We start from the raw sequence: 21,959 nt of genomic DNA, 5'->3' as shown, positions 1-21,959 counted from the left end.
CAACGACCATTGTACGTTATCCGCTACAATGGTCGTTGTAGCTGCGAGCTGAGGAGCGATCGGTGACGGCAAGGCTTCACGAGGACGACGGGTCCGCAACGGCGGCTCCAGTGACGGTGCTGGTGGAGTTCGCCGTTGACGGAACCCTCGAAGAGACGCAGAGCCTGGCGCTCCGTGTGGCCGGTGCAATCAAGGAGACGATCAGTGGGCGAGCGGGATTCGAGTCGGCAGCACTGATGGTCAGCACCGATGGACGGCGCATGGTCAATGTCGCACAGTGGGCGTCGGAAGACGCGTGGCGCGCGGCGACCGACGACTCCGACGGCCGGCATGCGCCAACGGACCGCGCTGCCGATCGCGACTGGTTGTCCCGACGCAGTGACGACGAACCGGTGGCGAAACTGCTGAGCGAAGGTGGAGCCACACTCGACCGCGTGGCGGTGTTCCGCCAGGTTGTCGCGGTTGATCGGCGCTCCGCTTGGCCTGCTCCGGCATCGACGTCAACCGACGTCAAACGGCCTGTCCTGCATCGAGACGACGCCGAAGCCCATGCGGCCGTGCAACATCTCGTCAGCCGGCTTCAGGACGGGCTCGACACTGCCGACGCCGATGTCTACGACGAGACCTTCGCAGCCGACGTCCTGTGGGGCACACCGCGGGGCGAGGTCGTCGATGGGGTCGACGTGCTGCTACCCATCCATCGACGGTTGATGGCCGCACAGACTGCGCCAGCGTCGACGTTCGAGCTGGTGTCGTGGCGAAGTCCGGCCCCGGGAGTCGCTGTCGCCCAGATTCGGCGGCGAGCGGATGCAGGTGCGCAATTCTCCGAGGTCGCGGTTTATACCCTCGTACGCCACGACCAAAGATGGTGGGTGAGCGCCGCCCAGAACACCCCGGTCCTCGACGAGGACGCCGGGGCGCGTCCCAACCGGTGAACCACGACGCACCAGTGTGCCATCATCCACCGGTGACCGGGTCCCGGGCAGACAAGCAACGAGACGTGCTCATGGGAGCGCTCAAAGTGTTCGCCCGCGACGGCTTCTCACGCGCGAGCATCGAATCCATCGCTGCGGAAGCGGGGGTGTCGACACGGACGATCTACAACCACTACGCGGACAAGGCGGAGCTGTTTCACACCGTCATCGTTGCCAGTGCCGACCGCACAGCGCGTCACCAGATCGACATCGTCCGCCGCCGACTCGGCACCGTGACCGACATCGACGCAGCGCTCGTCGGCTTTGGGACAGTGTGGGCCAGACCCGACCCCGACACCGCACTGCATTTCGCGTTGGTGCGGCAAGTGCGGGCAGATATCGACCACATTCCGATCGAGACCATCGAGGCATGGCAGCGGACCGGTCCACGCCAGGTGAAGGCTGAAATCGCTCAACATTTGCGGCGTTGGAGCGATTTGGGCCTCATCGCCATTCCGACGGGCCGACAGGCCGCAGAGTTGGCGGCCGCCCAACTTATCGCCCTCACCGCCGGGGTGGCCGACCGCCCCGGCGAGCCGCTTGGCGATGCCGCGCTCCTACGCGTCGTGAAATCAGGCGTACGGGTGTTCCTGGCCGCTCATCCGCCGCCTCCTTGACATGTCGCACAGGCGACACGTTCGTTCCCCGGGTACAGGAACTCGTCGACGCCGGCGCCATCCGACCAACTGCTGTCTCGGACGCGGTACTGGTCGCCTGGTCAAACGTCCACGGAATCGCGTCGATCGGGCGAGGGGGGCCGCTGGTGAATCCAGCCACCAACGACCGTGCGATCGACGTGGCCCAAGGTTACCGTCCGGGTCGCGGCAGTACAACGACGTCATCCGCCGAGGGCCCCGATCCTCGTAAGATGTGGCGTCCAGATTATCGACGGCCGGGATGCGACGTGACCTCCTCCGCAGTGGTGGCGACGATGAAACACAGATCCAAGGATCCCGGCGTGTCGGCAGCGCCCGATACCCCTCCGTTCAGCCTGGTCAGCGGTTGCCGACACTGACGGTTGGGAGTAGGTTATGCGCCGAGGTTGAGCCAAAGCCCGCCGCGATTGTTCATGGGCCTGCTGTGGCTCCTTTCCCGCGAGCCGAGCAGCACCGACCCGAGCAGCACCGACCATCGGTCCTAGGGGGCGTCGATGTCATGACCGCACTGCCACGATCACCGGCCGTCGAGTCGGCCGATGCGGATACCGCCCTGCGCGACCAGACAGGCGCCGCCCGGTTAACCCCTCACCAGCGCAGCACCGGCAGACTGCTCCCCGTCGCCGATGAGGTCGACGCTGCCAACGCTGAGCAACTCCTCGATCAGGTTGGCCACGACATGTGTGGTGAGTGGTTCTTGGTGGACGTGACCGCAGGGCAATCAGCGACGCCGCGAGCCTGCGGCCCCGGTACGCAATCGACGCCTAGCGCGCACGTCTTCGGCGTGCTCTGGTCACTGGTTGCCGGTCCTGCGGCTTCACGCCTTGTGAACAGCTCCGGTGTCGGTGACGATCTATCGACGAATGAGTCGCTCACCGCGGCTTTGGTGTCGGTGCAGTAACTCCCAGCTGGCACAGCGACGTGGACGGTGTGGCACGGTCGTCGACGACCGCCTGCCATTGCCTGACAAGGTGATCGAACCAGAAAAGGATACGGAACGTGCGCGTAGATGTTCTGAGTGCGGCCGCAATCACGCTGATGCCGATGTTGTTGGCCGTCGGCACCCCGACGGCGTCGGCGGAGCCATGTCCCGACGTCGAGGTGGTGTTCGCCCGCGGCACCGGCGAGCCGCCAGGGGTCGGACCGACGGGGCAAGCGTTCGTCGATGCCCTTCGCCAGCGTGCCGGCGAGAAATCATTCGGCGTCTATCCGGTGAACTACCCCGCCACCGACCAATGGGCCACGGGTATCGACGGCATTCGGGACGCGGGTGCCCACATCACGTCGATGGCCGCCACGTGCCCTGACACCAAGATGGTCCTGGGCGGGTATTCACAGGGGGCGGCTGTGATGGGCTTCGTGACCTCCCCTGCGGTACCCGACGGGGTCGATCCCGCGACCGTGCCGAAACCGTTGGAGCCCGACGTTGCCGAGCACGTCGCCGCCGTCGTGCTCTACGGGACGCCGAACATCAGGGCGATGAATTTCCTCGGCGAACCGCCCGTCGTCATCGGCCCCCAGTATGAGCCGAAAACCCTGAAAGTGTGTGCGCCCGAGGACTTCGTCTGTTCCGACGGGCTGAACTTCGCGGCGCACACGTCGTACGGCTATGACGGTCTCGTCGAACAGGGCGTCGATTTCGCCGCCAGCCGTCTCGGGCTCGAACCTACCGCGCCGCCGGATCAGTGGGACCCCCTGCCCGCACAACTGGTGCCCGCACCGGTGCCCGCGGCGCCCGCACCGGCACCGGCACCGGCACCGGCACCGGCACCGCTGGAAATGCCTTAGCTACAGCTAGGACTCGCGCGGCTGCTCTTCGCGGACTTCGATGGGATCGTTTACCGATCGTCGCGCAGCCGTACCTCTTTCGCGCCACGATCGATAAGTCGTGAGGCGAACCGCACGTGCCCGCTGCATCGGTGAGACGACTTCATCAAATCTTCATCGGATCGCGAACCGACCCATACTCGGATTCTTGACGCTGGATCGGAGCGGCGAGAGCTTGCCGCGTGGACGCATGATGTCACGAAGACGCATGGTGTCACGAAGGTGTGCGAGGAAAGGATCTGCGAATGCAACACCAAGGATTTGGATTTGGGCTCGCGGCGTTAGCGGCGTCGGCCCTGTTCGTCAGTGCCTGTTCGGATACGACGACAGACTCTCCGACATCGACGAGCACCACCTCGGCAGCAGCGTCGGCCTCGCCCAGCGCCGCCGGCAGCGATGCTGCCCATAACGACGCGGATGTCGCGTTCGCTGAAGGGATGATTCCTCACCACCAGCAGGCGATCGAGATGGTCGACATGCTGCTGGCCAAGCAGGGGATTGATCCCGAGGTCGTCTCAGTCGCGAACACGATCAAGAACGACCAAGGCCCTGAGATCGCCCAGATGCGCAGTTGGCTCCAGGAGTGGGGAGTCTCGTCTTCGTCGACGCCTGCGCCGAGCGGCACCGAGATGCCTGGCCACGATATGCCAGGCCACGACATGTCAGGCGACCAGATGCCCAGCGGTGAGATGGGTGACATGCCCGGTATGAGCGGCGGCGGACACGGCATGATGTCGGCCGCCGACATGGCTGCTCTTGAGAACGCGCAGGGCGCGGAGGCGAGTCGGCTCTTCCTGACGCAAATGATCGAGCATCACAAGGGCGCCATCATGATGGCTCAGCAGGAGATCGACAACGGCCAGTTCGCGCCGGCGGTCGAGTTGGCGCGCAGAATCGCGGCTTCTCAGCAGGCAGAGATCGACACGATGCAGGCGATGTTGGACAGGTAGCGAGGCGAGGGGCTGCCGGTCAGGTGTGCGCTGAGTCAGTCGTGACACGGTGTTGCTCCATGCGTACCGCCGCGGTGATGGGCAATTCGACGGTGAATGTCGCCCCGGCGCCTGGTCCAGGACTGGTGACTGTAATGGTTCCGCCGTGGGCGTCGACCAGCGCCTTGGCGATGGCGAGCCCCAACCCGGCGCCGCCGTGCTCGCGATCGCGGGCGGTGTCTGCCCGGTAAAACCGCTCGAACACCTGGGTCACGTGGTCGGCGGCGATCCCTTCACCGGTGTCGGCGACGGTGATCTTCAACCGGTCGCCTTGGCGAACACAGTGGACTTCTACCGACCCGCCGGGCGGTGTGTGCCGCAGCGCATTGTCCAGCAGATTGCCCAGGACTTGGGACAGGCGTTGCTCGTCGGCCCATAACGGCGGCAGCGGCTGCTGCAGGCTTACGTGCAGCCCGACTCCTTTGTCGTCGTAGCGTTCCTGTGCCGCAGCCACGCAGTGGCGCGTCAGACGGTCGACGTCAATGTTGGCGTAGGACATCGAAACGGCGCCCTCCTCGGCCTTGGCCAGGCCGAGGAGGTCCCCGGAAAACCGCACCAGGCGGCGGGTTTGGTCCCGCAACATGGCCGCGGTCTCCGGGGTCAGGATACGGACGCCGTCTTCGAGAGCCTCGATGTAGGCCTCCAGCACCGCGACTGGCGTGCGGATCTCGTGCGCCAAGTCCCCGAACAGTCGCTGTCTTGTCGAATCGACCGCTTGAAGCCGAGAGGCCATCTGGTTGAAGGCGGTCGACAGGGCGTCGAAGTCGTCGCCGAGGCGAGTTGGGGATACCCGGATCTCGTAGTTCCCTCGAGCGACATCAGTTGCGGCGGCGGCAACCTCGGTGATGGACCGTTGGAGTCGCCGACTGACGTAGAAGCTGACGGCGAGCGCGGCCAGCGCTGACACCGCCAGGGCGCCACCGATGGAAGTCACCGTCGCGTAGCCGTAGGCCTCTTCGGCGTGGACTTCCTCCGCGGAGTCCATCGGCACCCCCGCACGGTGGAGGTGCTCGCGAAACAGTGGCGGACCGACAATGGCGGCCACTACCGCGGTTGTCGCGGCTCCGACTGCAAGCACGATGGCTTGAGCTGCCAGCAGCCGCAGGCCGATGCCGGGACGGCCTCGCCGTCGACGACTGCTAGGAGTTGCCCAAGCCGGGGGCGTCACTGTCCGGTACCCATGCGGTATCCGACACCTCGCACCGTGGCGATGTAGCGCGGGCGAGCTGCGTCGTCGCCGAGTTTGCGTCGTAGATGCCCGATGTGGACGTCGACAAGGTGCTCGTTGCCGACCCATGGTCCGTCGCGGACGATCTCGAGAAGTTGTCGGCGGCTCAGTACGATTGCCGGCCGGGCGGAAAGGGCTTCGAGAATGTCGAACTCCGTGCGGGTCAACAGGATTTGTTCATCGTCGATGCGCACCTCACGGGCGGCGACGTCGATGCTCAACGGGCCGAAGCGACGCGGTGGCGCCACCTCCCGTTCGGCGGTTGCGGTGGTCGTTTGCAGGACTCGGGGCCGCCGTAACATGGCGCGGATACGCGCCACCAGTTCGCGGGGGCTGAAGGGTTTTGTGACGTAGTCGTCGGCGCCGACCGTGAGGCCGAGAACCGTGTCGAGTTCGGTATCACGAGCGGTCAGCATGACGACGTAGGCGTCAGAGAACGTCCGCAATTGCCGGCAGACCTCCAGCCCATCGATGCCGGGCAGACCGAGGTCAAGGATGACGACATCGGGGTCCAGGTGGCGCGCGACGGCGATCGCATCCACGCCGTTGCCGGCGACGACTGCCTCGAACTGCTCGCGTTCCAGGTAGCTGGCCACCACTTCGGCTAGGGGGACCTCGTCGTCGACGACCAGCGCGCGGTATCCCTTTGCCTGCTCAGCCGGTGTGCCCGGATGGTGCTCCATGTCCATATGGTGCCTGCTGCCGGCGCCGGCGGGACAGCCCCCGGTCCACGGCATCGAAGGTTGCAGCACGAGCAGCGACGCCCAATCGTCAAGCGATCTTGGCAGGCGGCGACTTTGGTTGAGGTTGGACTTGGCCGGGGTTGGCTACTCGGTGGCGTGGTTGCGTTCGGCAATGCGGATCGCGAGGAAGGTGGCGGCGCCGGCAAGGCCGGTCAGGGGCCAGCCCATGGCGATGCGGGTGATGGCGAGCCACGCGGTTTCATCGGCGTTGTAGAAGTGTTGCTGGACGAGGAATCGGGTGGTGAAGACGAGCACCCAGATCATCGTGGCGATGTCGAAGCTGAGCATTACCTTGGTGTTTCGCCGCCAGCTGGTGGCGTGGCCGTGGGCCCACGCCCACAGCAGGCCGACGGCGGGTCGGCGCAGCAATATTGACGCGGTGAAAACCAGGGCCAACAGCAGCGCGGTCCAGATGTGGATGACGAAGTAGTCTCTGCTCTGCCCGGTGAACAGCGATAGTGTGGCACCAACCACGACTCCGAGGAACCCGGCGAGTGCGGGCTGGTAACTGTCGCCTCGCAGCAGCCGCCACAGCAGCACGAGCCCGGCGGCGGTGAGTGCGAGGCCAAGCGCGGGCAGCAATGTCAAATAGGTGTCGGCGACGGCGAACGCGGCGATCGGCACGGTGGAGTAGATCAGCCCGGGCACGCCGCCGAAGCGACTGAACAGGTGCTGGGCCCTACTGCGGTCGAGTTGCACGCCCAATCCGCTCGTCGGCGGATCCCAGGCGTCCGGGCATGCTGTGTGCGATCGTGGCGTCGAGGAGTTGTTCGACCAGCTCGCCGCGTTGGGACACGTAGGCTGGATCGTTCCACCGATTGACTGACTCAGTGGGGTCGTCGACGAGGTCGTAGAGTTCGCCGAGCGGGCTACCGGGATAGCGGGTGAGGCGATGGCGGTCGGTGATCAGGGTGCGTGCGGATGCGGGCACCGGGAAGGGGAACCGGCTGGCCTGGGGTAGTTCTTCCTCGATGTAGGTCGAGCTGCGCACGGTGTGGTCGTGGACGGTCAGTGCGGGGGCCAGGCTGACGCCCTGAATGTCGTCGAAGGGGTCGACACCGGTGAGGTCCAGCAGAGTCGGCGTGATGTCGAGGGTGCTGGCCAGGGTGGTGGCCACTCCCGTGGTGACGCCGGGTCCGGTGATGACCAGCGGTACTCGTAGGCAACCGCCGTAGTGCATCATGCCTTTGAGCATCAGGCCGTGATCACCGAACATGTCGCCGTGGTCGGAGGTGAACACCACGATGGTGTTTCCGGCGGCACCGCTGTCGTTGAGGGCGGTCATGATCTGGCCGACACCGTGGTCGATGAATTCGATGGCGCCGGCTTCGGCGGCCGCGGCGGCGCGCAGCTGCTGCGGGGTGGGCCCGAACATCTGTACCGGCATCGCCGAGGGCGGCAGGGCGCGGAACCCGCTGAGATGGCTTGGGGCATCTACCCCGTAGTCGGCGAACGTGGCCGGCAACGCCATATCGGCGGGGCGGTGCCGGTGGTGCCAGCGCCCGGGCGCGGTGAACGGGTGGTGTGGGTCGGGGAAGGAGCATTGGATGAACCACGGTGACCGTCCGCCCGACAGCGCACCGATGGCCGAGACGGTGGCCTCGGTGACGAAGGTGGTGGAATACAGCTCCTCACCGAGGTGAGGTTGGTAGACCTGCCACCAGTGCGGGTCGACCCGGCGGGCGTGCCGCGGCCCTGCTCGGTTCAGGTCCTCGAGGGTGGCGCCTTTGCCCAACGCCCAGCGCAGATGGTGTCCGCCGACCATGTCGGCGTGGCCCAAAGTCAAGGCGATGTGGTCGAAGCCGTAATAGTCGCCGGGGTCGGCGAGCGAGGTCTGCAGGTAGCGGTCAGGGTCTTCGACATGGTCCCAGCCGGCCGGGTAGGGGTCGACGACCGCGGGCGACCGGGTGTCGACAGATTCGAAGCCAGCGCGCAGACCGTTCTGTAGATCGGCCTTGCCGACCAGTGCGGTGCGATAGCCGGAGCTGCGCAGCTGACGCGGCAACGTCATCGTGGTCCATGCCAAGGCGCCAGCGTTGGCCGTGACACCGTGGGAGGAGGGAGCCCGGCCGGTGAGCAGACTGGCCCGGTTCGGCATGCAGATCGGGTTGGCGACCCGGGCGCAAGGAAAGACGGCACCGCTCGCAGCCAGCGCGTCGAGGTGAGGGGTGCGGACATAAGGGCTGCCCCCGAAACCGGTGTGATCGCTGCGCAGCTGGTCACACATGATCAGCAGCACGTTGGGGCGGGCGGGATTGTCGAGCATCAGGTCTCCTGGCCGAGAGTTTGGGGGTAAGCCGATGTCGTGCCGGCGATCACGAGGCGCCGCCACGTCGGCGCGGCATCAGATAGAACGGAAAGTCCTTTTTGTTATAGCACATTCGGCGCGCGTGATTGCCGAAGCCGTGGACAAGGCCACCGGAAGGGACGCCAATCGGCGGAGACGGTGACAGATCGGGTCCTGCGGACGTCCGACGCGATGTCAGGTCGTGTCAGGGTTGTATTCGCAGAAGCGCGCGCACCGACGCGATCACGGTCTCGGTGAAGCGGGCGTGGTCCACGCTGCGTGCTCCGGAGCGCTGCGTGGCGATCCAGCCGACGTTGGCCACCCTTAGCAGCACGGCCACGGCTTCGGGGTCAGCGCACTGTGCCAGGCCGGCGTCGACGAGGCGGTTTAGCTCAGCGACGGCTTCGGCGCCGAAGAGGTCGACGATCTGTTGGCCGCGTTCCCGCAGCCGCGGTTCGGTGACCCGGTCCTGGTCGATGAACAGCCGCCGCAAAAACGGATCACGGACGACCTCACTGTTGAGCCGGCGCGCCCGGTCGAGGAAAGCCTCGACCCGGTCAGTCTCCTCGGTCGCCAACACAAAGCTGACAAGCCGCTCCACACGCTCGTTCAGCGCTGCGGTCAGCACACCGATCTTGCCGTCGGGAAAGTAGCTGTAAAGCGTGCCGATGGCGATGTGGGCCCGTTCAGCGATCTCACGCACCCCGGCCTTGTCATAGCCGACCTCGCCGAAGAGTTCCTGCGCTGCGGTGATGATGTCACCGTATTTCGCCGGCTGTTCCCCGGTGCTCGCCGCGGTCATGGCGCCACCCGGTAAGCGACGTGACACCGTAGAGCGTGCGGTCGCCGCCTGTAGAGCATGGCGTGACGTTAGCAGCGCCGCCGGGCTGGCCGGGCGCTACCAACCTCACCGCTGCCCACGGCGGGGGTGCGAGCGACTACCATGGTGTCAATTAGGACGATGCGTTATGGTGATTCTAGTCGGCGGGCACCCGAGCATGACGGTGGCTTGCATCAAGCGGGTCCTAAGTCGTCACTAAAGTCTTGCCGATGAGTGGACAGCATCGCGCGGTAGCCGGGGGCATCGTGATTGATCGCGAAGAGCAGCGACTGCGATTGAAGGAACGGATCGAAGCTGCGCAACAACGCATCGATGAACTGCGTGTTCGCCGAGAACAGATATCGCTGCGCGCGGCGACCCCAGGAGACGTCCAGCGCGCTCGCAACAACCTGCGGAAAGCTTCGCTTCGGGCAGTGGCGGCGCAGTTTGCTGTAGTCCGTCAGCTCGAGCAGTGTGCCGACGCCAGCGATGCCGCCGCCCGGGCACACGACTACGGGGCCGAACAGGCCTCGGTTGATCTGGCTGCCATCGCGCACTTGCACCTCGCCGAGGGGCACCGTTCGGCCGCCCACCAGTACCGCGAGCAGGCGAAACGTTACCGTGATTCTGCGGAAAGATGTACCAGCGAAGATGACGTTTGAGTCTTGAATTGCTGTGGCGGTCAGTCTGCTGCTACCCGCTGTGCAACGACCAACATCCCCCTCTGCAACGACCAACATCGACGGCCAACAACTCAGGACTACGGCCATTCAGGACTACAGCCATTCAGGACTACGGCCATTCAGGACTAGGGCCATCGTGGCCATCCGCGTGCTCCTCGCCGCTGTCTTGGGTGCCACTCGCCCTTGGGTGCCACTCGCCGATGATGGCAGCCGTTCGTCGGTCAGCAACGATCTGACGTCACATCTGAACCCAACGACATTCCTTCCTCACCGGGAAACGTGGGCCACCGGGCGCTGAGGGCTCACGAATGTAGATTCCACTGGCCGCAATCCTGGGCGAGGACGTCGTTGACGTCGACTTCGAATCCGCCGACCAACGGGCCTGGATTCGACTTGGTCGCCACGATGCGCTGGTAGAGAACGGCGTTGGGGTGGACGCGATTGCCGGACCAGGCCCGAGTCTGCCACGCCCACACGCGTCCTGGCGTGCGGGAGTTGCCGATCACGCCGTCGACGGCAGCCCAATGGCATACGTCGATGCCTCCGTATACGCCCGTACGCTGCACACCCAACACAGAGTTGATTCCTCGAAACCACTGCAGCGCAACCCTATTCCATGTCTCGCGGCTGATGTCCTCGTCGACGGAGAAGAAGATCGGTGCACTAGCGCCGCCCCCCGCCGCAGTGTGCAGCTGCCAGGCGGTGCGCGCGTCCGCCACACCGCCGGCGTACCCGCGGGTGAAGTCCGATGGTGCGGAGCCACCCGGCTTGCCGTATTGGTAATTGCTGACGATCACCAGCCCTGCCTTGGTCAGCGACTCGGCGTAGGGCCGCGTGATCGGCTTGGCGCCGAAGCTCGTGCCGGGACGTGACATCGAGACGTAATTCACCACCCCCGAGTATCCCGCAGCGCGAATGTGCGGTGCCGGGATCTGGTGCGCGGCGAAGTCGATCAGTTGCGGAGCAGCGGCCGCTGCGGCGGGAATGCCGGTACCTGCTGTGACCGCACCCAGTCCGGCGAGCGCCGACGCCACGGCGGCGCAGCGCAGCGCATCGCGCCGGGAAAGGGAGTGCGAAGGCCCAAGGCAACGCGTCTTCGGCGAGTCGTGCACGGCCCGATGCTAATGATGAGGCTTACGTTATCCGGGTAGCCTCGCCGAGAAATCAGGCGTCGCGAGCAGTGCGACAGCTTCGCCGACACTTCACGCGATGGCCCACAACCCGAGACTGATCACGAAGGCGCTGAGCCCCAGCGTCGTCTCCATGACAGTCCACGTCTTGAGGGTCGTCTTCACATCCATCCCGAAGAACCGACTGACCAACCAGAAACCTGAGTCGTTGACGTGGGAAAGCACCGTCGCGCCCGCCGCAATGGCCAAGACCAGCGCGGTGAGCTGGATATTGCTCAGGTCAGCCGTGGCGACGGCGGCACTGAGAAGGCCCGCTGTGGTCGTCAACGCGACAGTGGCCGATCCCTGCGCCACGCGAAGCAGCGTGGAGATGAGAAAAGCCTGCAGGATCAGCGAGACTCCGAGATTCGACAGGGAACTGCTCAGTGCTTCACCGATGCCGCTGAGCCGCAGCACACCGCCGAACATGCCGCCGGCGCCGGTGATGAGAATGATCGCGCAGATGGGGCCGAGAGCGTTGTCGAGGATATCGCTCACATCGGCCATCGTCCGGCCGCGCAACCCCAGCACCAGAGTCGCCACGATCACGGTGATCAACAGTGCGATCGACGTGTCCCCGAGCAACTTGAGATACTCCGCCCACGTGGCGCCCTCCTCGACCACGCCGGCGGTCATCAGGGTGTCGAGCACGGTATTGAAAGAGATCAGCACGAACGGCAGCAGCAGGACGCCGAGCACCGTGATGAAGGCGGGCGGTGTGCGGGTGACGGTGCGGGTGGCGCCTGCCGCCGACGTGCTGGGTTCGTCGGCGTCGCGGCCGCCGTTGACCTCGCCGAACAACGAGGTGGGGATGTCGACGTGCACCCGCCGCCCGATGATCTGGGAGACCAGGAACGCCCCGACGTACCAGGAGACGATGGCGACCGGCGCCCCGATGATCAAGGTGAGACCGATGTTGGCACCGAGCAGCTCGGCCGCCGCGACCGGACCCGGATGCGGCGGCACCAGGGCGTGCATGACCGCGAAGGCCCCGGCGGCCGGGAATGCGTACAGCAGCATCGAGCCGCCGAAGCGCCGTGCGACGGTCACGATGATCGGGAGGAAGACGACCAGCCCGGCGTCGAAGAAGATCGGGAAACCGAACAGCAGCGCGGCAACGCCGAGCGCGAGCGGCGCGCGTTTCTCGCCGAACCGGCCGATGAGGGTGTCCGCGAGCACCTGAGCGCCGCCGGTGATCTCAAGGAGGCGACCGATCATGACGCCGAACCCGACGAGCAGCGCGACCGATCCCAGAGTGCTCGAAAAGCCGAAGGCCAGCGCATCCGGGACATCGGCCACCGGGATGCCCGCAGCGAGTGCGGTCAGCGCACTCACCAGGACCAACGCCACGAAGGCGTGAAGTTTCACCTTGATGATCAGGAACAGCAGGAGAGCTACGGCGCCCACGGCGATCAGCAGCAGCGTGGTGGTGCCGAATGCGGGGTCAAAGGCCTCCACGCGAACCCCCGGCCGCGGTGTTGTCAGTACCTGGAATCATCGGTCCTCCTGGTCTACGTGGGAGTCTCGTGTCCTGACGTAAATTTCGACGATCGAATCGATGCTCTGGTCGATATCGATGGTGACCCCCCGTTCGTCGGGGTCGAGAGGCTCGAGCGTTTCGAACTGGGAAGCCAGCAGCGATGCCGGCATGAAGTGGCCCGGCCGGCTGGCCTGCCGCCTGCCGATGGTCTCGAGCGACCCCGCCAGATGGAGGAATTCCACCTCGGCGCAGTGCCGGCGCAGCTGGTCTCGATACTTGCGCTTCAGGGCGGAGCAACTCATCACTCCGCCGTCGCCGTGCAGCGCGAGCCACTCTCCGATCGACTCCAGCCACGGGTGTCGGTCGTCGTCGTCGAGGGCACGGCCGGCTGTCATCTTCGCGATGTTCTCCGGCGGATGGAAATCGTCGGCGTCGGCGAACGGAACCCGCAGTCGCTGCGCCAGCGCAGCCCCCACGGTCGACTTTCCCGACCCCGAAACACCCATGACCACGATCGGTCGTGCCATGCCCGCACCTGCTCATTGTGTACAGCATCACAACCCGGTAGTACCCGTCATGCTACTGCAAAGGCTGCTCCTCCGAAGCCAGCGGTAACGGGCGGTTTCGGGGGTCGCGTGCGAGGTGCAGTAGTCCCGCGACCGGTTGGTAACGATTCGAAACCTGTTGTGTTGCGGGATCAAACATCGGCACAAGCGTTGGCTCGCGGACACTATGGTCACGTGGTGCACCGGCGAACGGCCCTCAAAATCCCGCTGTACCTGGCGGCAGCCGCGGCACTGACCGAACTACCTCGCGTCTCCGCCCAGCCGATTCGGTGGTCGGCTGACCGCGCCAACACCTGGTATGCGGCGCAGGGATGGCTGCTCGGCGCCAACTACGTCACGTCGACCGCCGGTAACCAGATCGAGATGTTCCAGGCGGGCACCTACGACCCGCGTCGCATCGACGCCGAACTCGGACTGGCCCAGCGGATCGGTTTCAACACCGTGCGCGTGTTCCTCCACGATTTGTTATGGGCGACAGACAGGGCCGGCTTCAGCCAGAGGCTCTCCCAGTTCGTCGGCATCGCGGCGAGTCACCGGATCAAACCGCTCTTCGTCCTGTTCGACTCCTGTTGGAATCCCCAGCCGAAGCCGGGCCCTCAGCGCGCGCCGATCGCCGGAGTGCACAACTCTGGCTGGGTGCAGAGCCCTGGAGCGGCCCGTCTAGAAGATCCGGCGTATACCCGCGTCTTGCAGAGCTACGTCACCGGCGTGGTGGGCCTGTTCCGCAACGATCCTCGCGTGCTCGGCTGGGACGTCTGGAATGAGCCGGACAATCCGGCGCGCGACTACCGCAAGGCCGAGCACGAGGACAAGCAGGCACTGGTGGCGGCGTTCCTGCCGCACGTGTTTCAGTGGGTGCGCGCCGTCAATCCGGTGCAGCCGTTGACCAGCGGTGTATGGCAGGGGCGCTGGCGGGACCCTTCCGACCGTAGCGCGATCTGCAGCCTGCAGCTCGAGCACTCGGACGTCGTCAGCTTCCACAGCTACGGCGATCCCGCAGAGTTCGAGGCCCGCATCGACGAACTCACCCCGCTCGGACGCCCGATACTGTGCACCGAGTACCTGGCCCGCAACCTGGGCAGCACGGTTGAGGGCATCCTGCCGATTGCCAAGCGGCGCAAGGTCGCCGCCTACAACTGGGGGTTCGTCGCCGGGCGGACACAGACGTATCTGCCGTGGGATTCCTGGCAGGATCCGTACACCGAGGTTCCGGAGACCTGGTTCAGCGATCTGATCCATCCGGACGGACGGCCCCATGACGACAACGAGATCCGCGTGATCCAGAAGCTCGCCGGAGTGGGCAGCGCGAGCTGACCTCCGTCGGTCAGCTGAAGCGGACGTTCATCGTCGCCAGGCCGAAGATCTTCTTGCCCTCCGACTTCGCCGACACCACGATGACGCCGGAGCGTGTCGCCGGATCCAGCGATTTGATGCGGCCGGTGAACTCGATGTCAGCGCCTTCCTTGGCCGGCACGATCGCGGGTGCGGACAGCCGCACCGCGTAGCGGGTGACCGCACCGGGATCGCCTGTCCATGCCGAGGCGAACCCGGCGCCCAGGCCCATGGTGAGCATCCCGTGGGCGATCACGTCGGGCAGTCCGGCCAGCTTGGCGATGTCCTCGTCCCAGTGGATGGGATTGGCGTCACCGGCCACGCCGGCATAGTTCACGAGGTCGCCGCGGGACAGCCGGGTGTGACGTACCGGGAGTTCTTCGCCGACCTTCACCTCGTCGAACGAGCGCGTCCCCGGCGTACGCGCCACGCCACCGGCAGCGATCCGCACCTGAGCTTCGGGACGGACTGTTTTCTCGTATTCGGCGTCCAGCGAGCCGATCCCGGAGAAATCCACGTCGTGCATCATCGCGTTCTGCACTGCGGTCTTGACCTCTGGATTGAGATCCTCGGCGGTGACGCCGACGACGGTGGTGTGCAAGGTGTGCACCCGCTCGCCGGCCGTGTCGGTGAAGGTGTTGGTGACCGTGATCAGGTCCCGGCCGGCGATCCTGCGCACCGACGTCAGCTCGACGTCGACGTGCAGCTCGTCTCCCGCCACGATCGGCCGGTGCTGCTCGAAGACCTCTTCGGTCTGCAGGTAGGTGTCGTAACCGACGACGATCTGCTCGAACATGCGCCGGTTGCAGGACATCCCCGGGGCCGAGGTGAATGTCAGCGGCGCCACCAGGCCCGAGTAGCCCAAACCGGCTGCCGCGGCGACGTCCCAGTGCGCCGGGTGGTAGTCCTGCACGGCACGGGCATATTCGCGGACCTTCTCGCGGCCGACCAGATAGGTGTTGTCCATCTGATAGTAGTGGCCGACCCGGGCTTCGAGCGGCGACGCTTCCGGTGCTGCAGTCATGCCTTCACTCAACTCTTCTGTCGGCTTGTCTCTGTCGGCTTGTCGCGGAGACCGACCACAGCACACTAACCGGCGGCCACCCTCGCGCGACGAACCGATCCCGCAACCGGTGATCACGGCGTCGCGAACAACGCCCGCGGCGTACGCTGACCGATGATGGGCGCCCCGAAGGACCGGTTCCGGTGAGCCCCGGCGAGGAGGAGCCGGACTACCGCTTCACGCTGGCCAACGAGCGGACGTTCCTGGCATGGATCCGAACGGCGCTGGCGTTGATCGCCGGCGGCATAGCCGTCGCACAATTCGTGCCGTCGTTCGGCATACCCGGTTTGCGACACGGTCTCAGTGTGGCGCTGACCGCCGGTGGCGGCCTGCTTGCCGCATTGGCGGTGCGACGCTGGCAGCGCGTCCAAGCCGCGATGCGCCGTGACGAGGATCTGCCGGCCACCCTTGTTCCGCTGCTGCTCGGTGGGTCGATCTTCGTGATCACGATGGGGATCCTCGCGGTCCTGGTCATCTGGCCGCAATCCGGGCGGTGACATGCCAAGCCGCGAGCCCACCAAACCGGGGCTACCCGCCGAACGTACCCTGTTGTCCTGGGAGAGAAGCGCTTCGGGTTCGTCGTGGGGGGCGCGTTGGTACTGCTCCGCCAGCAGGGTCCGTTGGGGCCGGCGCGGACACTACTGACGATCACCGCGGCGCTGCTCGCGGTGCTGGTCCTCAGCCTCGGCTACCGGCGGACCACACAGATCCGGGACAGCCCGATCATTGCGGGCCGGGTGGTCATCTCCGCGGCAAGGGCGGAGGTGCTGGCAATCGGAGCAGCCACGCTCTGCTTCGCGACGGCCGTCGTTCTGGTGCTGTTGCTCTACCCGGTATAGACGATGGTCAGGCCAGGGCCAGGAACAGCTTCTCGAGCTCCGCTTCGGTCAACTGGGACCGACCGTCAGCGGCCTCTCCCGTTGCGCATTCCCGCAACCCGGTTGCGACGATCTTGAATCCCGCCCTGTCCAGTGCCCGCGAGACGGCAGCCAACTGGGTGACGACGTCCTTGCAGTCACGGCCCTGTTCGATCATCGCTATCACTCCGGCGAGCTGTCCCTGCGCTCTGCGCAGCCTGTTGAGCACCGCAGCGATTGCGTCGTCATCACCAACCATGGCACATCCCTTCCGACGGCAAGTGCAGCGTAGGTACCCGCCCGGGTATTCCCGACCCCGTCACGCGGCGGCGCGGCCAGAGGCCAGAGCGCCGGCCAGACGCCGCAGCGGGCAGTGTGCGTAGCGGGTGCACGCCACCGACATCGTCGCGGCGACCGCGGTGAGTCCGGCCGCGGCAATCCCGACACTCAGGTGAATCTCCTGTCCGAGGATGACCGACGACATCGCAAGCACGAACCAGCCGAAGGCTTTTCGCAGCGAATCGGGATTGACCATCGCCGTCAGCCGAGCCCCGGCCAGTGCGCCCACCACGGCTGCGCCCGTGACGGCCAAAGCCACCGTCCAGTCGATCTGAACGCTGGACAGGTACCCGCCGAGGCCGGCGAACGACTTCATGGCGATCACTACCAGCGACGTGCCCACCGCGACAGGCATCGGCAACCCGCCGAGGAGGGCGAGGGCGGGCACCACCAGGAAGCCGCCGCCGGCGCCGACCAACCCGGTGACCAGGCCGACCACCAGACCCTCGACGATGATCTTCGGGACGGGCAGGGGAGCGGTGCCGCCGGACGTCGCCACGTCCTTGCGTCCCCGCAGCATCGCGATCGCGGTGGCGACCATCATGACGGCGAAGCCGATGAGCAGCACGGTGCCCGGGATGAAGCGGGCCGACAACCCACCCGCGTAGGCGCCGGCCATGCCCGCGCCGCCGAAGATCAGGCCGGTGCGCCACTGCACCCGGCCGGCCCGAGCGTGCGAGATGGCGCCGACCGCACTGGTCACGCCGACGACCAGTAGCGACGTGGCGATCGCCTGTTTGGCGTCCATGCCGGCGACGTACGCCAAGAGCGGGACCGTCAGGATGGAACCTCCGCCGCCGAGCAGCCCCAGTGCGATACCGACGAAGACGGCCAGTCCGATGGCGAGGGCGGTCATGATCGAACCGACTTCTTGTCTGCGGCCGCCGAATCCACCAGCTGCGACACGATGCTCCGAGCGTCGCAGGTGGCGCCACGGTTGTAGGGCAGCTTCGACAGCATCATGCCCATCGCGCATGTGTTGGACAATGCGGCGAAGGTCAGTCCACCACCGATTGCGCCGGCCACCCACTTGAGTCTCGGGGCGGCGACGCTGCCCAGGATGCTGGTCACCACGATTGACCCGGCGACCAGCCGGACCTGGCGCTCGAGATCCCAGCGCTGCGCCCCGCGGTTGACTGCGAATCCGTTGGCCTGCCAGGCAGTGATGCCGCCGTCGAGGATGTGCACGTTGGTCAGTCCGGCGTTACGCAGTGTCTCCTCCGCCTGGGTGGCGCGCTGGCCGGACCGGCAGACCAGGACGACGTCCTCGTCGAGGTGCTCGACGATCTCGTCGCGGTGTTCGCGCAGCAGGTCCAACGGGACGTTGTAGGCACCGGCGATGTGAGCGGTCTCGAACTCACCCGGGGTGCGCACGTCGAGCACGCGGGGTGGCGTGGCGGACCCGAGCATCTGGCTGAGGTTGTGCGAGTCGATGGTGGCGGGAGCGGTCATGGGAGTGTCCTTTCGGTGGCGCGGCGGAGAATCGTACGTCCGATACCGCTGGGGGTATGTCGGAAGCAATGCTACACATACCTCCAGGGGTAAATGCAAGGCGGGAATTTCTTCGACCCGTCCGGACTTGACATACCCACGGGGGTATAGGAATCATGTCGGTCAGATGGCCGACCCGCCGAAGGAAAGGACCGCCACCATGAAGTTCATCCAGTACTACCTGGACTGCCTGTCCCACGCGTCGTATCTGATCGGCGACGAAACCACCGGCCGCGCAGTCGTCGTGGACCCGCAGCGCGACGTGGCGGAATACCTGGCGGACGCCAAGGAGTTCGGCTACACCATCGAGCGGGTCATCGAGACCCACTTCCACGCCGACTTCCTCTCCGGCCACCTCGAGTTGGCCAAGGCCACCGGCGCCAGGATCGTGTACTCCTCGGTCGCCGAGACCGAGTTCGACTCCATCGGGGTGGCCGACGGCGAGCGTTACTCGCTGGGCGAGGTGACGCTGGAGTTCCGGCACACCCCGGGCCACACGCCCGAGTCGATGAGCATCGTGGTCTACGAGCACGCCGATGACGAGGTGCCCTACGGCGTGCTCACCGGCGATGCACTGTTCATCGGCGACGTCGGCCGCCCTGACCTGCTGGCCTCCATCGGGTACACCCGTGAGGAACTGGCCGAGAAGCTCTACGACTCGTTGCACACCAAGTTGATGACCCTGCCCGACGCCACCCGGGTGTACCCCGCTCACGGCGCCGGCTCGGCCTGCGGGAAGAATCTCTCCACCGACCTGTGGTCCACCATGGGCGAGCAGAAGGAGACCAACTACGCGCTGCGGGCCCCCGACAAGGCCACCTTCATGGACCTGGTGACCGAAGGACAGGTGCCGGCCCCTGGCTACTTCGTCTACGACGCGGTCCTCAACCGCAAGGACCGCCAGCTGCTCGACGAGACCAAGATGCCGGCGGCGATGACCTACGAACAGGTGCGGCAGGCGATCGATGGCGGCGCCGTGCTGGTCGACGGCCGCAGTCCCGAGGAGTTCGCCCAAGGCCATCTGCGCGATGCCATCAACATCGGCCTCGAGGGCCGCTACGCCGAATTCGCCGGCTCGGTCCTGCCGTCGGACGTCGACATCGTGCTGTTCACCGAGCCCGGCCACGAGCTGGAAGGCAAGAACCGGCTCGCCCGAATCGGCTTCGACCGGGTCATCGGCTACGTGGACCAACCGTTCGAGGTGATGCTCACCCGTCCGGACGACGTGCAGATGGCGTCCCGGCTGACCGCGAAGGCATTCGACCAGCGCGCCGCGGAACTGCCCGACCTGCAGATCGTGGATGTGCGCAACCCGGGTGAGGTTGCCGCGGGAACCATCCCGAATGCAATCCCGATCCCGGTGGGTCAGCTGCCGGCGAGGCTCGGTGAGCTGGATCCGGCCAAGCCGACGGTCGTGTACTGCGCCGGGGGTTATCGCTCCTCGGTGGCCGCAAGCCTGCTGCGCCGACACGGGTTCGACGACGTCAGCGACGTCCTGGGCGGATTTGGCGCCTGGGACGAAGCCCGTCAGAGCGCCTGAATTGAAACCCGTTGCCGAGCGGGACTAAGTTCGGCGGGGTGATGTCCTCAGCTGCTGGTGCAGTCGCGCGGTGGATCGCTCCCTTGCTGACGGTGGCGGCCGTCGCCGGTACCGGTGCCCTCGTCGCGCCTGCGCCGTCGGCTCCGGCTCCGGCGGCGCGCCTGGCCGCCGACGCCAACCCGCTGGCCGGACGGCCCTTCTATGTCAATCCCACCTCCAAGGCGATGCGCGCCCTGCCGGGAAACTCTGACCCGCTGCTGGCTGCGGTGGCCAACACGCCCACGGCGTACTGGATGGACCACATCTCCACGCCCGCGATCGATGCGAAGTACATCGCCGATGCGCAGGCGGCCGGCACGACGCCGATTCTGGCGTTGTACGGCATCCCCAACCGGGACTGCGGCAGCTACGCGGCGGGCGGCTTCGGGTCCGCCGGCGCCTACCGGGGCTGGATCGACGGCGTCGCCGCAGCCATCGGCTCAGGGCCCGCGGCGGTGGTCCTCGAACCCGACGCACTCGCCATGATCGACTGCCTGTCGCCGGGTCAGCAGGAGGAACGCCTCGAACTCATCCGCTACGCCGTCGACACGCTCTCCCGCAATCCGGCCACCGGGGTATACGTCGACGCCGGTCACCCGCGCTGGGTGCCCGCCGACGTCATCGCGGGCCGGCTCAACCAGGTCGGGATCGAGAAGGCGCGCGGCTTCAGCCTCAACACCGCCAACTTCTTCACCACCGAGGAATCGGTCGGCTACGGCCAGGCTGTCTCGGGGATGACCGGCGGGAAGCCCTTCGTCGTCGACACCTCGCGCAACGGCGCCGGCCCGGTCGAGGGCGACCCGCTGTACTGGTGCAATCCGAGTGGGCGGGCACTGGGCGTTGCCCCCACGACGAACACCGGCAATCCGCAGGTGGACGCCTTCCTGTGGGTGAAGCGCCCCGGCGAGTCCGACGGTTCATGTCGCGGCGCACCCAGTGCCGGCACCTTCGTCAGCAGCTACGCCATCGATCTGGCGCGCAACGCGGGCTGGTGATCACCGGAGGTAGATTTCGGGCATGCAGCTCTTGCGTGACGCAGTCGTACTGATTCACATCGTCGGTTTCGCCGTCACCTTCGGCGCATGGGTGGCCGAAGCGGTCGCCGGTCGTTTCCACACCACCAGGCTGATGGACTACGGCGTGTTGGTGTCCCTTCTGACCGGGCTCGCGCTCGCCGCCCCGTGGCCCACCGACGTGGTGCTCAACTATCCGAAAATCGGGCTGAAACTCGCGATCCTGATCGTGCTGGGCGGCGTCCTCGGCATGAGCAACGCGCGTCAGCGCAAACGCACCGCCCCGGTACCGCGCCCGTTGTTCTACGCGGTCGGAGTGCTCTCGTTCGCCGCGGCGGCCGTCGCGGTGCTGTGGTGACAGGGCGTCATCCGACCACCAAGACCTCGGCGCCGACGACGGGAAGGTCGTCCATGCGCACCGCAGGCGTGGTGATGACGGCACAACGTGCAATGCGGTGCCCGGGACTGAGCGTTGAGGATATGAGTGTCGTCACCGATGCTGTGCTGGATATCGACACCACGGCTGTGAATGACCGGTCAGGCGGAGCGGACGACAGCCGTCGTGACGACGTGGAGCACAGCGTGTCCAACGTCACTACACCCGCACAGCCGCTCACGCCTCCGGCGGCGTCTGCAGCACTCCGCGCGCCAGCAGGTCCCGCAGCTCGGCCTGGGGATGCAGCTCCTCCCGGAAGGCGCGGCGCTGTGCGTAGAACTCCCAGCCGGGCTTCGCCGGGGGAGTGGACGACCGTCCAATCGGTCACGGCGCCGTCGACGCGAGCCCTGTTGCGGTCGCGGCCTGTCCGGCTGTCGAGCTCCGGATCGGGGGCCAAACCGGGGCGGTCGAGCACCCGGCACAGTGC

General features: G+C 66.3%; 23 protein-coding genes. 10 read left to right on the top strand and 13 right to left on the bottom strand.

Annotated elements, in window-relative coordinates; genetic code table 11:
• The first annotated feature begins 62 nt into the window (after positions 1 to 62).
• The 4 genes from G6N07_RS18500 to G6N07_RS18485 all read left to right on the top strand — a co-directional run bounded on the left by G6N07_RS18500 (position 63) and on the right by G6N07_RS18485 (position 4,407).
• Complete coding sequence (locus G6N07_RS18500) at positions 63 to 935, top strand: DUF4440 domain-containing protein (protein ID WP_085192287.1); 873 nt, start codon at positions 63 to 65, stop codon at positions 933 to 935.
• Positions 936 to 967: 32 nt separating this feature from the next.
• Positions 968 to 1,591, top strand: coding sequence for a TetR/AcrR family transcriptional regulator (locus G6N07_RS18495; RefSeq protein ID WP_220096644.1), 624 nt, complete (start codon positions 968 to 970; stop codon positions 1,589 to 1,591).
• Positions 1,592 to 2,668: 1,077 nt separating this feature from the next.
• On the top strand, positions 2,669 to 3,418 hold the full coding sequence (locus G6N07_RS18490) for a cutinase family protein (RefSeq protein WP_099050282.1): 750 nt from the start codon (positions 2,669 to 2,671) through the stop codon (positions 3,416 to 3,418).
• 284 nt (positions 3,419 to 3,702) lie between these two features.
• On the top strand, positions 3,703 to 4,407 hold the full coding sequence (locus tag G6N07_RS18485; RefSeq protein WP_085192284.1) for a DUF305 domain-containing protein: 705 nt from the start codon (positions 3,703 to 3,705) through the stop codon (positions 4,405 to 4,407).
• A 19-nt stretch (positions 4,408 to 4,426) separates the two neighbouring features.
• Here the strand turns inward: G6N07_RS18485 and G6N07_RS18480 are convergent, their stop codons facing one another.
• The 9 genes from G6N07_RS18480 to G6N07_RS18440 all read right to left on the bottom strand — a co-directional run bounded on the left by G6N07_RS18480 (position 4,427) and on the right by G6N07_RS18440 (position 13,383).
• On the bottom strand, positions 4,427 to 5,614 hold the full coding sequence (locus G6N07_RS18480; protein WP_085192283.1) for a sensor histidine kinase: 1,188 nt from the start codon (positions 5,612 to 5,614) through the stop codon (positions 4,427 to 4,429).
• Positions 5,611 to 6,363, bottom strand: a complete 753-nt coding sequence (locus G6N07_RS18475) for a response regulator (protein WP_085192282.1) — start codon at positions 6,361 to 6,363, stop codon at positions 5,611 to 5,613. The genes G6N07_RS18480 and G6N07_RS18475 overlap by 4 nt, the downstream gene beginning before the upstream one ends.
• Positions 6,364 to 6,501: 138 nt before the next feature.
• The gene (locus G6N07_RS18470) at positions 6,502 to 7,116 is read right to left on the bottom strand and encodes a DUF3159 domain-containing protein (protein ID WP_179960005.1); all 615 of its coding nucleotides are present in this window, start codon (positions 7,114 to 7,116) and stop codon (positions 6,502 to 6,504) included.
• Positions 7,097 to 8,683 (bottom strand): sulfatase family protein, encoded by a 1,587-nt coding sequence (locus G6N07_RS18465; RefSeq protein WP_085192281.1) that lies wholly within the window; start codon positions 8,681 to 8,683, stop codon positions 7,097 to 7,099. The genes G6N07_RS18470 and G6N07_RS18465 overlap by 20 nt, the downstream gene beginning before the upstream one ends.
• Positions 8,684 to 8,909: 226 nt before the next feature.
• Positions 8,910 to 9,506, bottom strand: a complete 597-nt coding sequence (locus G6N07_RS18460; RefSeq protein WP_085192280.1) for a TetR/AcrR family transcriptional regulator — start codon at positions 9,504 to 9,506, stop codon at positions 8,910 to 8,912.
• A 212-nt stretch (positions 9,507 to 9,718) separates the two neighbouring features.
• Positions 9,719 to 10,087 carry a hypothetical protein gene (locus G6N07_RS18455; RefSeq protein WP_133055567.1) on the bottom strand — a complete coding sequence of 123 codons (369 nt, stop codon included), beginning with the start codon at positions 10,085 to 10,087 and terminating at the stop codon, positions 9,719 to 9,721.
• A 422-nt stretch (positions 10,088 to 10,509) separates the two neighbouring features.
• Positions 10,510 to 11,319 (bottom strand): DUF1906 domain-containing protein, encoded by an 810-nt coding sequence (locus G6N07_RS18450; protein WP_085192278.1) that lies wholly within the window; start codon positions 11,317 to 11,319, stop codon positions 10,510 to 10,512.
• A 90-nt stretch (positions 11,320 to 11,409) separates the two neighbouring features.
• Entirely contained in the window at positions 11,410 to 12,834 is a 1,425-nt protein-coding gene (locus tag G6N07_RS18445; RefSeq protein WP_085192277.1) for a GntP family permease, read from the bottom strand.
• Positions 12,835 to 12,870: 36 nt separating this feature from the next.
• Entirely contained in the window at positions 12,871 to 13,383 is a 513-nt protein-coding gene (locus G6N07_RS18440) for a gluconokinase (RefSeq protein WP_085192276.1), read from the bottom strand.
• A 216-nt stretch (positions 13,384 to 13,599) separates the two neighbouring features.
• Here G6N07_RS18440 and G6N07_RS18435 point away from each other — a divergent pair, with 216 nt between their 5' ends.
• Positions 13,600 to 14,736, top strand: a complete 1,137-nt coding sequence (locus G6N07_RS18435; protein ID WP_085192306.1) for a glycoside hydrolase 5 family protein — start codon at positions 13,600 to 13,602, stop codon at positions 14,734 to 14,736.
• A gap of 10 nt (positions 14,737 to 14,746) precedes the next feature.
• Here the strand turns inward: G6N07_RS18435 and G6N07_RS18430 are convergent, their stop codons facing one another.
• A complete protein-coding gene (locus G6N07_RS18430) occupies positions 14,747 to 15,778 on the bottom strand; it encodes a fused (3R)-hydroxyacyl-ACP dehydratase subunits HadA/HadB (RefSeq protein WP_085192275.1) in 1,032 nt (343 codons plus the stop codon).
• A gap of 182 nt (positions 15,779 to 15,960) precedes the next feature.
• Between G6N07_RS18430 and G6N07_RS18425 the strand changes: the two genes are divergently transcribed.
• Together G6N07_RS18425 and G6N07_RS18420 are read left to right on the top strand one after the other, a co-directional pair.
• A complete protein-coding gene (locus G6N07_RS18425) occupies positions 15,961 to 16,314 on the top strand; it encodes a YidH family protein (protein WP_085192274.1) in 354 nt (117 codons plus the stop codon).
• 84 nt (positions 16,315 to 16,398) lie between these two features.
• Entirely contained in the window at positions 16,399 to 16,656 is a 258-nt protein-coding gene (locus tag G6N07_RS18420) for a hypothetical protein (protein ID WP_235849902.1), read from the top strand.
• 7 nt (positions 16,657 to 16,663) lie between these two features.
• Here the strand turns inward: G6N07_RS18420 and G6N07_RS18415 are convergent, their stop codons facing one another.
• From G6N07_RS18415 to G6N07_RS18405, 3 genes are read right to left on the bottom strand one after another with little or no spacing between them, the layout of a single operon-like run.
• Positions 16,664 to 16,933, bottom strand: coding sequence for a metal-sensitive transcriptional regulator (locus G6N07_RS18415; protein ID WP_085192273.1), 270 nt, complete (start codon positions 16,931 to 16,933; stop codon positions 16,664 to 16,666).
• 60 nt (positions 16,934 to 16,993) lie between these two features.
• On the bottom strand, positions 16,994 to 17,869 hold the full coding sequence (locus tag G6N07_RS18410) for a sulfite exporter TauE/SafE family protein (RefSeq protein WP_085192272.1): 876 nt from the start codon (positions 17,867 to 17,869) through the stop codon (positions 16,994 to 16,996).
• Positions 17,866 to 18,465, bottom strand: a complete 600-nt coding sequence (locus tag G6N07_RS18405) for a rhodanese-like domain-containing protein (protein WP_085192271.1) — start codon at positions 18,463 to 18,465, stop codon at positions 17,866 to 17,868. The genes G6N07_RS18410 and G6N07_RS18405 overlap by 4 nt, the downstream gene beginning before the upstream one ends.
• Before the next feature lie 199 nt (positions 18,466 to 18,664).
• Here G6N07_RS18405 and G6N07_RS18400 point away from each other — a divergent pair, with 199 nt between their 5' ends.
• Genes G6N07_RS18400 through G6N07_RS18390 form a run of 3 tightly spaced genes read left to right on the top strand, consistent with a single transcriptional unit; the run spans position 18,665 to position 21,454 of the window.
• Positions 18,665 to 20,044 (top strand): MBL fold metallo-hydrolase, encoded by a 1,380-nt coding sequence (locus G6N07_RS18400; RefSeq protein ID WP_085192305.1) that lies wholly within the window; start codon positions 18,665 to 18,667, stop codon positions 20,042 to 20,044.
• A 41-nt stretch (positions 20,045 to 20,085) separates the two neighbouring features.
• The gene (locus G6N07_RS18395) at positions 20,086 to 21,078 is read left to right on the top strand and encodes a glycoside hydrolase family 6 protein (RefSeq protein ID WP_085192304.1); all 993 of its coding nucleotides are present in this window, start codon (positions 20,086 to 20,088) and stop codon (positions 21,076 to 21,078) included.
• A 22-nt stretch (positions 21,079 to 21,100) separates the two neighbouring features.
• Positions 21,101 to 21,454, top strand: coding sequence for a Fe-S protein (locus G6N07_RS18390; protein WP_085192270.1), 354 nt, complete (start codon positions 21,101 to 21,103; stop codon positions 21,452 to 21,454).
• The last annotated feature ends 505 nt before the right edge of the window (positions 21,455 to 21,959 follow it).

The sequence above is a fragment of the Mycolicibacterium doricum genome (assembly GCF_010728155.1).
Classification (GTDB): Bacteria; Actinomycetota; Actinomycetes; order Mycobacteriales; family Mycobacteriaceae; genus Mycobacterium; species Mycobacterium doricum.
Note: the sequence above shows the minus strand (reverse complement) of the source record. Positions and strands in the feature narration are given on the sequence as shown.